Raw genomic sequence first — 13,939 nt, 5'->3', positions numbered from 1 at the left:
ATCTTGCTTATCTCTAGTATCTAGGCTGATAGGACATCTAATGCTCAATGAAAAAAATATCCTTATTACCGGTGGTACCGGCAGTTTTGGCAAACAATTTGTCAAAACTATTTTAAAACACTACCAACCCAATAAAATCATTATTTATTCCCGTGACGAGCTCAAACAATATGAAATGGCTCAACGTTTCAATGATCCGTGTATGCGCTATTTTATCGGAGATGTGCGGGATTTAAAGCGTTTGGAAAATGCGATGAACGGCGTTGACTATGTCGTCCACGCTGCGGCCCTTAAACACGTTCCTATCGCTGAATACAATCCCATGGAATGTATCAAAACCAACATCAACGGGGCTCAAAATGTCATCGATGCCGCATTGCATTGCGGTGTTAGCCGTGTTATCGCCCTATCCACCGATAAAGCCGCCAGCCCTATCAACCTCTATGGTGCCACAAAACTCGCTAGTGATAAGCTCTTTGTAGCCGCCAATAATATCCGGGGAGGAAAAGATATCCGTTTTTCCGTCGTTCGTTACGGCAATGTTTTAGGTTCACGCGGTTCTGTTGTCCCCTTTTTTCAAAAACTGATTAACGAAGGGGCTATGGAACTTCCGATAACGGATGAACGGATGACCCGTTTTTGGATTACGCTGCAAGAGGGGGTTGACTTCGTCCTCAAGAATTTTGAGCGTATGCACGGCGGTGAGATATTTATTCCTAAAATCCCTTCGATGAAAGTCATCGATGTAGCCAGCGCAATAGCACCGCATCTTCCCCATAAAATTGTAGGTATTCGACCGGGAGAAAAAATGCATGAGGTGATGTGCCCACGCGATGATTCTCATCTCACTCTCGAATTTCACGATCACTATGTCATTAAACCTTCCATACAATTTACTGAAAATGCCGATTTTTCGAAAAACAACTGCGGAGAGACAGGCCATCTTGTCGAATATGGATTTAAATACAGCTCTGAAACAAACACCCAGTGGCTCACTCCTGAAGAGTTATTAGAAAAAATTGCTCTCACTCAAAGTGAAGAGAAATGAAAACAGATTTCTCTGCTTGGGTTTACTGCCGAAGTGAACATAGTGTTAACGTAGTCCATCGGAATTGCATTCCGATGGCGTATAAAAGGAAATAATCGTGCTTCCGTATTCGACTCAGCTCATTGAAGAGGATGACATTGCTGCCGTTGTGGAAATTCTAAAAGGTTCTCACCTCACACAGGGTGCTAAAGTCGAAGAGTTCGAAGAGGCAATCGCCCGTTATGTCGGGGCACGTTACTGCGTCACTTTTAATTCAGCTACTTCGGCTTTGCATGCAGCCTACGATGCCTGCGGTATCGGGGAGGGAGATGAGATCATTACCACACCGATCAGTTTTGTAGCAACCTCCAATATGGCCGTCGCACTGGGTGCAAAACCGATATTTTGCGATATAAAAATGGACGGAAACATCGACGAAACCCTGATCGAGCCCCTCATCACTCCACGCACAAAAGCGATCGTCCCCGTCGATTTTGCCGGAAAACCCGTTGCCATCCAGACGATCGGAGCCCTTGCGAAAAAACATTCTCTTGTTCTGATTGAAGATTCATCCCATGCATTCGGAAGTGATCTCAACGGACAAAAAATCGGCTCATTCGCCGATATGACGATTTTCAGCTTCCACGCCATAAAACCGATCACTACCGGAGAGGGAGGCGCCGTTGTTACCGATAACGAAGAATTCGCCCGGGCACTCCGTCTGTTTCGTTCTCACGGAGTGATAAAGAAACAACTCTGGAATTCGGATATGGTGAGTTTGGGATATAACTTTCGCCTGACTGAATTTGCCGCCGCGCTGGGGCTCTCGCAGCTGCATAAATTGGACCGCTTTATCAATACCCGCAACCATATTGCCCGGTATTACGATGAGCGCTTTCAAGGACACAAACTCTTTTTTACGATTCTCATCGATTCTACCGAACAAAGTGCACGCCATCTCTACCCTCTTTTACTAAACCCTGAACTGCATTGTCTCAAAGAGGAAATTTTTACGGAATTGCAAAACAGAGGAGTTGGGGTACAAGTTCACTATAAACCCATATACCAAAACAGTTTTTATAAAGAGCGTTTTGGAGAGATTAGATTACCTAGTAGTGAGCTCTTTTATAAAAGTGAACTCTCTATCCCCTGCCATCAAAAAATGAGCATGGAAGATGCGCTCTATGTCGCCGATACCGTGCTGGAAGTGATTGAAAAATATTCCCATCGCGGATGTAGTTTTTAAAGGAGAATCAATGCGTGTGGCTATCATTCCAGCCCGAGGCGGTAGTAAACGGATACCGCGCAAAAACATCAAACCCTTTGCCGGGTTGCCGATTATGGCACACAGTATCAAGGCGGCGCAAGAATCGGGTCTGTTCGATCGGATCATCGTCACCACTGATGATGAAGAGATCGCAGAGGTTGCCCGTACTTACGGGGCGGAAGTGCCGTTTATCCGTCCAAAAGAGCTCAGTGATGATCATACGGCTACCATCCCTGTTATCGCCCATGCGATTCAAACACTCCAAAAAGAGGGATCTCAAATCGATGCCGCCTGTTGTATCTATGCGACCGCACCGTTTGTCCGCGCTGAAGACATTAAACATGCCTACGAAGCGCTAATCCATCATCAAAAAAGCTATGCCTTTCCCGTCACCACCTTTCCTTTTCCTATTTTTCGAGGGGTGAAGCGCGATGTTGAGGGAAATATCGAAATGTTCTGGCCGGAACATTTTGCAACCCGAAGCCAGGATCTGCCGGAAGCTTACCATGATGTCGGGCAGTTTTACTGGGGCAAGCCCGAAGCATGGCTCGGCGGAATACCGATCTTCTCGGATGCGGCAACAACGATTGTATTGCCTCGCCATTTGGTTCAAGATATCGATACACCTGAAGATTGGATCCGCGCCGAGCTCATGTACCAAGTCCTTTTTCCCGTATGAATCTCCTTATTCGCGCCGATTCTTCGAGTACGATCGGGCTGGGGCATATTATGCGCGATCTCGTTCTCGCACAGCAGTATCCCGATGCCGCAATCCTCTTTGCCTGTCAAAATTTAAGTGGAAATATCATCGATCAAATCCCCTATCCTGTTCACATCCTAAAATCAAACGATCCCGAAGAACTTATTCCTCTCATCCGTGCTTATAAAATCGATCTCCTTATCATCGATCATTACGGTATCAATGAAGCTTTTGAGCGAAAAATCAAGGAGAAAACAGGGGTTAATATCCTGTGTTTGGACGATACGTACGAAAAACATCATTGCGATATTCTCCTCAACCATAATATCTCAGCCGATAAAAGCCGTTATGTAGGATTGGTTCCTCCCCATTGCATTCTTCGATGCGGCGGCGAATATACTCTGATACGGGATGAGTTTCGATCCGAAAAGCAGAGAAAAAGAGAAAAGATTTATGATATTTTCCTCTCCATGGGAGGGACAGACCCGACCAATGCGACACTTCGTATTCTAAAAACCTTGAGCGATGCTTACCGAATATGCGTCGTTACTACTTCGGGAAACCCCCATCTGAGCGAACTGAAAACCTTTGTTCAAGAAAAAATAAACATAACGTTAGAGGTAAATTCAAAACGTATGGCACAACTGCTCCATCAAAGCCGCTTAGCCATTATCCCCCCGAGTGTCATGGTTCATGAAGTCCTTTTTATGGGAGTCCCCTGTATCACCGTCCAAACAGCGTCTAATCAAAAAGATATGTTTGACTATTTACAAAAAGAGAATTATGTCGTTTTGGAGGAATGGGATGCCGATGCAGTTACTCGATTTTACAACGCTTGATACTGGGCAGCTAACATTGGTGTTATCATGGCGCAATCACCCAAATATTCGTAAATGGATGCTCCGAGACAATGAAATTTCCATGGAAGAACACCTCTGTTTGGTCCAATCTCTCAAAAAGCGATCCGATAAACGCTATTTTTTACTCCAAAGATCTCAGGATTACCTCGGTGTGGTCGATTTAACGGATATTACAGCGACGGGAGCGGAGCTAGGGATCTACGCCAATCCCGATCTTCACGGTGTCGGCAAACTATTGATGTCTGCTTTGATCGATTACGCACACGAGACACTCAAACTGACCCATCTTATCGCCAATGTTTTTGCAGATAATGAGAAAGCTAAAGATTTGTACCAAAAATTCGATTTTGTAGAAATCCGTCGAACCGCCTATAACGGTAGAGAAATGATCACCCTGGAGCGTACCCTATGACTATCGGTAACCACAACCTAAACGAAAAAGTTTTTATCATCGCCGAACTCTCCGCCAACCATAACGGCTCGCTCGAAACGGCACTCAAAACGATTACCGCCATGAAAGAAGCGGGTGCCGACGCAATCAAACTCCAAACGTATACCCCCGGTACCATCACCCTCGATTGTGATACCGAGATGTTTACCATTTCTCAGGGGACCTTGTGGGATAAACGAAAATTTCACGACTTGTACGCAGAGGCAATGACCCCGTGGGAGTGGCATGAGCAACTCTTCAACCACGCCAAAAATTTGGGGATGGAGGCATTTTCATCCCCTTTTGACCCCAGTGCCGTCGATTTTCTCTCCAAGCTCGAGGTTCCGGCGTATAAAATCGCCAGTTTTGAGATCACCGATATTCCTCTGATCGAATACACTGCCGCAAAAGGTAAACCGATTATTATTTCAACGGGCATTGCGACCCTTAGCGACATCGAAGAGGCACTGGAAGCATGCCGCCGCTCCCGGAACGATCAAATTACCCTCCTCAAATGCACCTCAGCCTATCCGGCGGCCCTCGAGGAGATGAATCTCCTCACGATCGCCGATATGCGGGAGCGTTTCGACGTTACTGTGGGACTTTCGGATCATACGATGAGCCTGAGCGCACCCGTAGCCGCCGTTGCCCTCGGAGCGCGGGTCATCGAGAAACATTTTATTTTGGATCGCGGCATGGGGGGAGCCGACAGTGCGTTTAGTTTGGAGCCTGCCGAATTTCGGGCGATGGTAGATGCCGTGCGCGATACCGAAAAATTGATGGGGAAAGTGACGTATGAACTCTCCGCTAAAAGCCTCAAATCGCGCGAATTTTCCCGCAGCCTCTTTGTGGCCGAAGATGTCAAAGCCGGAGAGATCGTCACCGAGCGCAATGTCCGCTCCGTCCGCCCAGGATTTGGAATGGCACCCAAAAACCTCCCTGCTGTTTTGGGAAAACACTTCGTTTCCGATACCCCGAAAGGGACACCTCTTGCTTGGGATCATATTCGATGAGGATTGCCGTCGTTTCTCACGATGCCGGAAGTTCTGAACTGCTGTGTGCACTGGTAAAAGAGTATCAAGAGCACGTCTCATGGCATATTTTTGCAAAGGTTCCCAGTCCTATGGCAACGATTTGCGAACGCCATGCTTTAACCTTTTCCCCCATCGGAAATGTGCACGAACAGCTCGAAGCGCTCCATCTTGATCTTCTCCTCTTCGGCACCGGATGGCAGGATACATGTGAACGCCCCTATGTAGACTACTGCCGAGTTCACAGCATCCCTACCGTCGCCTTTCTGGATCACTGGACAAACTATCGGGAACGGTTTGGATATCCGCAGCAGGGATGGGAAAGAAATCTGGGGGACTTTACCGCGGTACATGATGAAAAAGCGTATACGATTGCGGCATCGCTTGCTCTCCCAAATCTCCTAAAACTGCCCAATTACTATCTTCAAAACCTCATCCAAGATGCCCTAAAACATCCCGTGAGTGCATCGAATCATCTTTTGTTTTTAAGCGAACCGACCGATGCCGTTGCCGAGCGGACCTACGGCGATCCGCTGTACTGGGGATTTACCCAATACACTGCACTCCAGGAAATTTTGGAACGCTTTGAGCAGTTTGCATGTCAAACCCTCATTATCCGTCTCCACCCCAGCGAGACCTCTTCGAACTATGAATCCCTTTGCCAACGCTATCCTCATATCCTTGTTCAGATCCACGACGCCCACTCCGAAGATCTGATAGACGAGCTCATGAGGGCTAGAATGATTATCGGATTTGACACGATGGCGCTTTATATCGCGGCGCTTTTGGAAAAACCGGTTATCTCCTACCTCCCTTCCGCAACACGTGATTTTCTCCTCCCTTTGCCTTCCGAGAGACAATTAAAGGATTTAAACGATTTCCGCCCGGAACTGCTGATGCCTTGCCCTCTTCCTATGGATGAATTCGGTATGGATTTTGCTTCCTTCCTACAGATTGTTACGAAGGCTGATTAAATGGGAACGACACCCCTTAACGCACTTATTATCGGCGCCGGCAGTATCGGGGGGTTGATCGATTCTCCCGATTCCGAAGCGATCAGCAGCCACGCGCACGCGTATGCTGTGTCTCCGGACACAAAACTCATCGCCATTTGCGAACCGTACGAGACGAATGTCCTTCTGTTTCAAAAAAAATGGGGAAAGATCACATGTTACACTTCTCTTGAACATGTACCCGAGGATTCTACCTTTGAGATCGCTTCCATCGCTTCATCGACCGCACAACACGCTGAACATCTGTTAACGCTGCTGGAACGTCCTGATTGCTTCTCTATCCTTTGTGAAAAACCGCTGGTCGCTACCGCCAAAGAATTTCGGCTGCTCAAAAAAGTGCTTAAACAGACCCCTAAAAAAATACTGATTCATCTGATGCGCCGCTATAACCCTTCTTTTATTGCCCTCTCCGATCGGCTGCGTGCAGGAGAATTCGGACACATCCTAGGCTTTAGCGGAACCTGTACCAAGGGGCTTCTCCATAACGGCTCCCATCTCCTCGGAGTTTTAACCCATTTTTTCGGAAAGATCACGGCGCTTACTCCGATTTACGCCCAACGCGTGGATGGGGATCTGTGTGGAGACTTTGCGGTTGGTTTCGATCGGGTACACGGAGTGGTGAACGTACTCAACGATCCGGGATACTCATTTTTTGAACTGACCCTATGGTATGAAAACAGTGTGATTAAAATCATCGACGGGGGACAACGAATCGAAATTTTGTCGAAAATTCCCTCACCCCACTATGAGGGGTATTTTACCCTTGAGCTCACCGAAACTATCCAAACCGATTTATCCCGTTATGCTCTCCATTCTCTCGAATTTTTACTGCGAGAAAGCGATAACGTGTGCAGGGCTATTCTCAAAGAGCACCTGCACCTGCACAAAATGATTTTTAAAACTTTCAACAAAGAGAACCTTGCATGAAACTAGCCATTAACGGCGGAGCCAAACTCCGCACGACCCCTTTCCCCGCCTACAATACAATCGGAACCGAAGAAGAAGAAGCCGCCCTTCGGGTACTGCGCAGCGGTAAACTCTCCACCTATCTGGGAACATGGCACGCTGATTTTTACGGCGGGCCGGAAGTACGTGCCCTTGAATCGGAATGGGCGGCCTATTTCGGCGTCAAACATGCGATCAGTGTCAACTCCGCAACATCAGGACTCTATGCCGCCGTCGGAGCCTGCGGGATCAGTCCGGGGGATGAGATCATCGTCTCCGCCTACACGATGAGCGCTTCCGCAACCGCCGCCCTCGTCTACGGTGCGATTCCGATTTTTGCCGATATCGAAGAGGAGTACTACTGCCTCGATCCTAAAAGCATTGAAGCCAAAATCACCCCCCGCACCAAAGCGATCATCATCGTCGATATTTTCGGTCAGCCGTATGATCGCGATGCGATCAATGCCATTGCCAAGAAACATAATCTGTACGTGATCGAAGACACCGCTCAGGCTCCCGGTGCGATGTTAGGCGATAAATACGCGGGAACCCTCGGAGATATCGGGATCTATTCACTCAATTACCACAAACATATCCATACCGGAGAGGGGGGGATCATCGTTACCGATGACGATACCCTCGCTGAAAAACTCCGTCTCATCCGCAACCACGCCGAAGCGGTCCTCTCCGCTAAAGGAATTCAGGATAGAAGCGAACTCATCAACATGGTCGGTTTCAACTACCGAATGACCGAAATCGAAGCGGCCATTGCCCGATGCCAGCTCAAAAAACTCCCTACGTTACTGGAGCAGCGTTTAGAAAATACCGCCTACCTCAATGAACAACTGGCGCAAATCCCCTGTATTCTGCCCACTAAAATCAGAGAGGGAGCGAAACACGCCTTTTACGTCCATCCGCTCCAATTCGACGCCGAGATCGCCGGAATGCACCGCAACCGTTTCATCGATGCCATCAAAGCTGAACTCCCGCCCACCCTTCTGCGGGAAGAATCGACGGTACTGCTCAGTTACGGCTATGTCAAACCGCTCTATTTACAGCCGCTCTATCAAGAACGGATCGCTTTCGGACGCGACGGCTATCCGTTTAGCCTCAGTAACGTCACCTACCCCCAAGGGCTCTGTCCGATAACCGAAGAGATGCACTATCATCGCCTCGTCACCCATGAGTTTATGCGCCCGGGGATGACCAAAAGCGATATGGACGATGTCGTGAGCGCCTTTCAAAAAGTGTGGGACAACAAAGCGGAGCTTTTATGAGATTAGAGGGAGAACACCTATATTTACGGCCGATTGAAGAGAGGGATGCGAGAGGAAATTATCCTCATTGGCTCAACGATCCTGACGTATGCCGATACAATTCGCACGGTGATATCACGTATACACGGGAAATGGCTCAAGCCTATATTTCCAGCGTGACCGACAATCCAGCCTACGCTGTTTTTGCCATCTGTTTGCGAAAAGACAACCGCCATGTCGGCAATATAGCCCTTCAGCAAATCTCATCGAAAAACCAAAGTGCCGAGTTCGCCATTTTGATCGGCGAGCCTTCCGCTTACGGAAAAGGGATCGGATATGAGGCAGGGAAACTTCTCCTTGATCATGCTTTTCATACATTGAAGCTTCATCGGATTTATTGCGGAACCCACATCGAAAATATTGCCATGCAACACTTGGCATTGAAGCTTGGGATGAGCGAAGAAGGACGGCGGCGTGAAGCCGTTTTTAAAAATGGAAAATTTGCCGATGTAGTGGAATACGGTTTACTCACTACAATCTCTAAAAAGGAGCCAGAATGACCAAACAAACAACTTTTACCGATACCCCCTCAACCAGCTATGGCGAACCTCTTTACAAAGATTATCTTCAATATTGCACCCGCTGCTGTATGCCCAGCTCAAATGAGGGAATGCAGTTCGATGAGCTCGGAATATGCTTAGCCTGCCGTGCTCAAGAGCAAAAAATGCGAATTAACTGGAAAAAAAGCGAAGCCGTTTTACGGGAGACACTCGAGAGCTATAAAGAAAAAGCGGGGGATAACTACGACTGTATTATCCCGATCAGCGGAGGTAAAGACAGCGTTTTTCAGCTCCATGTCCTCAAAAAAGTGTACGGAATGAAACCCCTCGCCGTCACTTTCAACCATAACTGGTACTCCGAAACGGGTAAATACAATCTCGATAACGCATTAGAAAAACTCGAAATCGATCACATCATGTTCACCCCCAACAAAGCTTTGGTCAAAAAACTGTTTGTCAAATCGTTTTACAAGATCGGTGACTCCTGCTGGCATTGTCATGCGGGGGTGGGGGCATTCCCGCTTCAAATCGCCGTCAAATTCAACATTCCCCTCCTCATCTGGGGGGAATCGGTATGTGAAAGCAGCGGTCGTGCCGATTTTCGGGATAACGTCCAAAAATTCGACCGTGACTATTTCACTAAAGTCTCGGCAAAACTCTACCCTGAACAGATGATCGATGAGGAGATCACCCGCAAAGACCTCAAACCGTTTGAGCTCCCGAGTTTTGAGGATATCGAACGTGTCGGTGTCGTCGGCCTGCATCTGGGCGATTACCTCTTTTGGGATGATGAGCGTCAGATGGAGTTCATCAAAAAAGAGTATGATTGGCGTGAAGAGCACCGTCCGGGACACTACAAAGGGTTCAAAGGAAACGAATGCAAATTTGAAACCCTCCACGATCATATGAAATATGTCAAACGGGGATTCGGGCGGGGAACCGATCAGGCGAGCGCCGATGTACGTGCCGGATTGCTTACCCGTGAAGAGGGGTTTGAGATCGCCAAAAAATACGACCAGCAACGTCCCGCCTATCTGGACGAATTTTTAGATATGGCCAACATCACCGAAGAGGAGTACACCAATGTCCTCAAAGCGATGCGTCAGGGAAAATTTAGAGAGAGCCGATGAACCTAACCGATTACACCGCGACCGAATTATTAGAACAACTCAGATCAAAAGCGATCACCCCCAAAGAGATCGCGCAAAGCTGCATCCAAAGAATCCGAGAAATCGATCCCCAAGTCAATGCCTGGGAATATTTCGACGAAGAGGCAATAGAAGCACAACTCACAAAAATCGGTGGCTACGCCCAAGAAGATTATCCCCTTTACGGTATCCCTATCGGGGTCAAAGACATCTATAATACATTCGACATGCCGACACAAATGGGCTCACCCCTGTGGCGCGATTTCACCCCCGGCAATGACGCACGTCTTATCCACTATCTCCGTCGCTCAGGTGCCATTATGCTGGGCAAAACCGTTACCGCAGAGTTTGCCGTCCACTATCAGGACAAAACCCGTAACCCCCATGATCTTGCCCGCTCTCCCGGAACCTCTTCGAGCGGTTCAGCCGTTGCCGTCGCGACCGGAATGGTTCCGCTAGCTCTAGGGTCGCAAACCGCCGGATCGATCGGCCGACCTGCCAGCTATTGCGGTATCTACGGATTCAAACCGACTTTCGGAGTGCTGCCCCGTATCGGAGTTCTCAAAACAACCGATTCCCTCGATACCCTCGGATTTTTCAGCCGCAGCGTTGAGGATTTGAGTTTGATGTTCGAAGCTTCCCGTGTACATGGTGAAAACTATGAATTTGTCCACCGATATATTGATCATTATTCCCCCAACCCGGATAAAATCTATCGTATCGGGATTGTCAAACACCCGCGTTGGGAGGAGGCATCTCCATACGCTAAAGAGCAATTTGCACAATGGTGCGAAAGGATAAAAGATCCGAGACTAAAGTTCGAAGAGGTCACACTCCCCCCGTTTTGTGATACCATTCATGCAACCCATCAATGCATCTATGACAAATCACTCGCCTACTATTTCAAAGACGAATACGCCAACCATGAACTTATGAGCCCCATTTTTTACAATATTATCCAGGAAGGGCTTACTATTTCAAAAGAGCAATACCAAGAAGCTCTCGAAAAACAGTCCCGTGAAACACGCGAATTTGACACATGGATGGATTCTTATGATCTTTTAATCACCCTTGCCACCGCCGATGAAGCTCCGATAGGACTTACAACCCCCGATATTCCCGATTCCAATCTCATTTGGACCTATTTGGGGCTCCCAATCATCACGGTACCCGCATTGCAAGGTTCCAATGGACTACCGATTGGGATCAATCTGATCGCCCGGAAATATCACGACAAAACACTTCTAGAGTTTGCATCATTACTCGAAAAAATCAATATTATTCGTAAAACCATATCCATTACACCAAAATTAGAAGGACTTATACCAAATGAACGATAATACAAAACGCCTTGACCCTATTTTTGAAAAAAATTTACAGGCTCTCTTTCATACAAATTCCCGCCTCGCGGCCCGACTTTTTGTTATCGAGGAAAATAGTCGCTTCGAAGTATACCAAGGTAAAGATCCTGCTGATATCAATCTTGTTGATATGGAAAAAGGGATCATTTTTTATGAAAATCCGACTCAAGATGCTGTAGCGATGGTAGAAAATTTTCGTAAAGACTATCAGCTTCCGTATCGCTATTTTTTTGGAATCGGAAACGGTCTCGTAATCCAGATGCTTCTCAAAGATCCTCAAATTTCCAGAATCATTGTTATCGAACCTAATATTGAACTCTATTATATTCTTATGCATATGATGGATTTTTCAGAATCTATCATCGCAGGTAAACTCGTATTGGAGAGTGTCGAGTTTTTTACATATCCGCAGGCACACCATTATCTATATAATTCACAGTCGCAGTTTTATGCCAAACTTTTTGCACTTGAAACGACTTCTCCCTATTACGAACAATTTTATGCTGATGAGATGAAAGAGGTCGTGTCCATTATGAGCAAAGCCTTTGAATCAACCATTATCGGGTATGGTAATTGTTCGATTGATACACTTATGGGAATTGAGCACCATATTAAAAATCTCCCGGCGATGGTCAAAGGGCCGAAAATTACTGATCTTCTCGGTCAAAAACATCCGGATACCGCAATTGTTGTCTCGACTGGGCCCAGTTTGACGAAGCAATTGCCATTACTAAAAAAGATTCAAGATTATGTCACCATAATCAGTGTCGATGCCAGCTTTCCCATTCTTGAAAAGCATGGGATAAAACCCGACTTTGTTACCATACTCGAACGAATCCCGGAAACAGCCAATTTTTTCAAAAATAATTCCAAAGAATTTCAAGATGATGTTATGTTCGTATGTGTTTCCATCGCCCACGAAGACGTTATTAATGCCATCAGAGGAGGTAGATTAGTGTTGCAAATGCGCCCCCACGGATATACCCAATATTTCGGACTGCATAAATACGGTTATCTAGGAGGAGGAATGAGTGCTGCCAATCTGGCGCATGAACTTGGACTGGCTCTGAACTTTAAAAATATTGTCCTCATAGGCCAGGATTTGGCTTTTGGTGAAGATGATACCTCTCATGCCGATGATCATACCTTTGGTATTAACGAAGAAGATGCCAGTAAACATGATTTCTATACTGAAAAATATGGCGGAAACGGCGAAATTCGGACAACACAGTATTGGAATATGTTCAAGAACAGCTTTGAAAAAAGCATAGCGCAGCAAGATCCGGATACCCGTACCATTAATTCAACCGAGGGGGGTGCTCGTATCCCGGGTGCGATTGAGATGCCATTTAGCGAAGTCATTGAAACGCTTATCGACACAACCCGCCCTAAAGACCATTTTCACCTTGATCCTACATTGCCCGAAGAAACCGAAACCTATCTTGATATCATCGTTGATAAAATAAATTTTTGGCTTTCTGATTCTGTAGAAAAGCAAGAACTTATTGAAAAAGTTTTTTTGAAGGTTCAACACGCATGTGAACGTTTCGTAAAACATAACGATGCAAACGAGCTTGAAAAAATAAAATTGGATGAACTGCTTGAATTGATAGACAGTATTGACGAAGTGAAGGGATTTACGGACGACCCACAATTTGAACAAATGTATTTTTCTGCTCTTCAATCTTCACTTCTCCATTTTGAAATAGATTTCTCAATGATTCAAGCAAAAACCATCACTGATGAAGAGAGTAAAAAAGCAAAACTTCTTGAATGGGTTATGGCCCATCGATACTGGCTTTTTTCTTTTGCCGGTCAAATCGATGCAGCACGGGAAATTATTATACGTGCAGTAGATACCTGGCCTGCAGAGATTAAGCAACGAATCGTTTTGCCTATAAAAAAAGAGTGTGTAGCTAGAGGGAGCGGGTCTGATTCAAAAGAGTAATAAGTTTTCCTAAAGTGGAAAGTGGAAGGCATATAATTTACATTGCCCACCTAGGGCAATGTAAGAGATATTTTTAAAGAAGTATCAAAAATTATTGCAATAACTTCAGAACATTCTGCTGAACAGCATTCGCCTGACTCATCGCATATGAACCCGATTGGGCAAGAATGTTGTATTTATTAAAGTTTGCTGATTCTTCCGCAAAGTCGACATCACGAATTTGTGATTCCGCTGCTTTAACGTTAACCTGCGTTACTGAAATATTGTTGACAGTAGAAACCAGCTGGCTCTGAACCGAACCTAAATCGGAACGGATACGGCTAAGCAATTTTTGCGCTGACTCGGCAATATCCATAACCGCCATCGCCCCTTTCAACGTTGTCACACCGGCAC

General features: G+C 46.4%; 14 protein-coding genes. 13 read left to right on the top strand and 1 reads right to left on the bottom strand.

The window, feature by feature from the left end; translation table 11 throughout:
* Positions 1-40: 40 nt before the first annotated feature.
* The 13 genes from pseB to WB308_RS04705 all read left to right on the top strand — a co-directional run bounded on the left by pseB (position 41) and on the right by WB308_RS04705 (position 13,546).
* Positions 41-1,048 carry a UDP-N-acetylglucosamine 4,6-dehydratase (inverting) gene (pseB, locus tag WB308_RS04765; protein WP_424189533.1) on the top strand — a complete coding sequence of 336 codons (1,008 nt, stop codon included), beginning with the start codon at positions 41-43 and terminating at the stop codon, positions 1,046-1,048.
* A gap of 97 nt (positions 1,049-1,145) precedes the next feature.
* On the top strand, positions 1,146-2,273 hold the full coding sequence (gene pseC / locus WB308_RS04760; RefSeq protein ID WP_424189531.1) for a UDP-4-amino-4,6-dideoxy-N-acetyl-beta-L-altrosamine transaminase: 1,128 nt from the start codon (positions 1,146-1,148) through the stop codon (positions 2,271-2,273).
* 10 nt (positions 2,274-2,283) lie between these two features.
* Complete coding sequence (gene pseF, locus WB308_RS04755; RefSeq protein WP_424189529.1) at positions 2,284-2,973, top strand: pseudaminic acid cytidylyltransferase; 690 nt, start codon at positions 2,284-2,286, stop codon at positions 2,971-2,973.
* Positions 2,928-3,833 (top strand): UDP-2,4-diacetamido-2,4,6-trideoxy-beta-L-altropyranose hydrolase, encoded by a 906-nt coding sequence (pseG, locus tag WB308_RS04750; protein WP_424189527.1) that lies wholly within the window; start codon positions 2,928-2,930, stop codon positions 3,831-3,833. The genes pseF and pseG overlap by 46 nt, the downstream gene beginning before the upstream one ends.
* Positions 3,799-4,266: a UDP-4-amino-4,6-dideoxy-N-acetyl-beta-L-altrosamine N-acetyltransferase gene (gene pseH, locus WB308_RS04745; protein ID WP_424189525.1), complete on the top strand. Its 468-nt coding sequence runs from the start codon at positions 3,799-3,801 to the stop codon at positions 4,264-4,266. The genes pseG and pseH overlap by 35 nt, the downstream gene beginning before the upstream one ends.
* Positions 4,263-5,297: a pseudaminic acid synthase gene (gene pseI / locus WB308_RS04740; RefSeq protein WP_424189523.1), complete on the top strand. Its 1,035-nt coding sequence runs from the start codon at positions 4,263-4,265 to the stop codon at positions 5,295-5,297. Before pseH ends, pseI begins: the two co-directional genes overlap by 4 nt.
* The gene (locus tag WB308_RS04735) at positions 5,294-6,289 is read left to right on the top strand and encodes a hypothetical protein (protein WP_424189521.1); all 996 of its coding nucleotides are present in this window, start codon (positions 5,294-5,296) and stop codon (positions 6,287-6,289) included. The genes pseI and WB308_RS04735 overlap by 4 nt, the downstream gene beginning before the upstream one ends.
* The gene (locus WB308_RS04730; protein WP_424189519.1) at positions 6,290-7,255 is read left to right on the top strand and encodes a Gfo/Idh/MocA family protein; all 966 of its coding nucleotides are present in this window, start codon (positions 6,290-6,292) and stop codon (positions 7,253-7,255) included. It begins immediately after the preceding gene.
* Positions 7,252-8,550: a DegT/DnrJ/EryC1/StrS family aminotransferase gene (locus WB308_RS04725; RefSeq protein ID WP_424189517.1), complete on the top strand. Its 1,299-nt coding sequence runs from the start codon at positions 7,252-7,254 to the stop codon at positions 8,548-8,550. The genes WB308_RS04730 and WB308_RS04725 overlap by 4 nt, the downstream gene beginning before the upstream one ends.
* Positions 8,547-9,089, top strand: a complete 543-nt coding sequence (locus WB308_RS04720; RefSeq protein ID WP_424189515.1) for a GNAT family N-acetyltransferase — start codon at positions 8,547-8,549, stop codon at positions 9,087-9,089. Before WB308_RS04725 ends, WB308_RS04720 begins: the two co-directional genes overlap by 4 nt.
* On the top strand, positions 9,086-10,219 hold the full coding sequence (locus tag WB308_RS04715) for an N-acetyl sugar amidotransferase (protein WP_424189513.1): 1,134 nt from the start codon (positions 9,086-9,088) through the stop codon (positions 10,217-10,219). Before WB308_RS04720 ends, WB308_RS04715 begins: the two co-directional genes overlap by 4 nt.
* On the top strand, positions 10,216-11,577 hold the full coding sequence (locus WB308_RS04710; protein ID WP_424189511.1) for an amidase: 1,362 nt from the start codon (positions 10,216-10,218) through the stop codon (positions 11,575-11,577). Before WB308_RS04715 ends, WB308_RS04710 begins: the two co-directional genes overlap by 4 nt.
* Positions 11,567-13,546 (top strand): motility associated factor glycosyltransferase family protein, encoded by a 1,980-nt coding sequence (locus WB308_RS04705; protein WP_424189509.1) that lies wholly within the window; start codon positions 11,567-11,569, stop codon positions 13,544-13,546. The genes WB308_RS04710 and WB308_RS04705 overlap by 11 nt, the downstream gene beginning before the upstream one ends.
* Positions 13,547-13,637: 91 nt before the next feature.
* On the opposite strand, the gene WB308_RS04700 is transcribed toward WB308_RS04705, so the two are convergent.
* Positions 13,638-13,939, bottom strand: a 302-nt coding sequence (locus tag WB308_RS04700) for a flagellin (protein WP_424189507.1), incomplete at its 5' end; no start/stop codon positions are given.

The organism is Sulfuricurvum sp. (genome assembly GCF_049587615.1).
Classification (GTDB): domain Bacteria; phylum Campylobacterota; class Campylobacteria; order Campylobacterales; family Sulfurimonadaceae; genus Sulfuricurvum.
Note: the sequence above shows the minus strand (reverse complement) of the source record. Positions and strands in the feature narration are given on the sequence as shown.

Bases quoted from the DNA above. Each gene is read 5' to 3' on its own strand.
- pseB (WP_424189533.1), top strand. From the start codon at position 41: ATGCTCAATGAAAAAAATATCCTTATTACCGGTGGTACCGGCAGTTTT.
- WB308_RS04730 (WP_424189519.1), top strand. From the start codon at position 6,290: ATGGGAACGACACCCCTTAACGCACTTATTATCGGCGCCGGCAGTATC.
- WB308_RS04715 (WP_424189513.1), top strand. From the start codon at position 9,086: ATGACCAAACAAACAACTTTTACCGATACCCCCTCAACCAGCTATGGC.
- pseF (WP_424189529.1), top strand. From the start codon at position 2,284: ATGCGTGTGGCTATCATTCCAGCCCGAGGCGGTAGTAAACGGATACCG.
- WB308_RS04725 (WP_424189517.1), top strand. From the start codon at position 7,252: ATGAAACTAGCCATTAACGGCGGAGCCAAACTCCGCACGACCCCTTTC.
- WB308_RS04705 (WP_424189509.1), top strand. From the start codon at position 11,567: ATGAACGATAATACAAAACGCCTTGACCCTATTTTTGAAAAAAATTTA.
- pseH (WP_424189525.1), top strand. From the start codon at position 3,799: ATGCCGATGCAGTTACTCGATTTTACAACGCTTGATACTGGGCAGCTA.
- pseI (WP_424189523.1), top strand. From the start codon at position 4,263: ATGACTATCGGTAACCACAACCTAAACGAAAAAGTTTTTATCATCGCC.
- WB308_RS04710 (WP_424189511.1), top strand. From the start codon at position 10,216: ATGAACCTAACCGATTACACCGCGACCGAATTATTAGAACAACTCAGA.
- WB308_RS04720 (WP_424189515.1), top strand. From the start codon at position 8,547: ATGAGATTAGAGGGAGAACACCTATATTTACGGCCGATTGAAGAGAGG.
- WB308_RS04735 (WP_424189521.1), top strand. From the start codon at position 5,294: ATGAGGATTGCCGTCGTTTCTCACGATGCCGGAAGTTCTGAACTGCTG.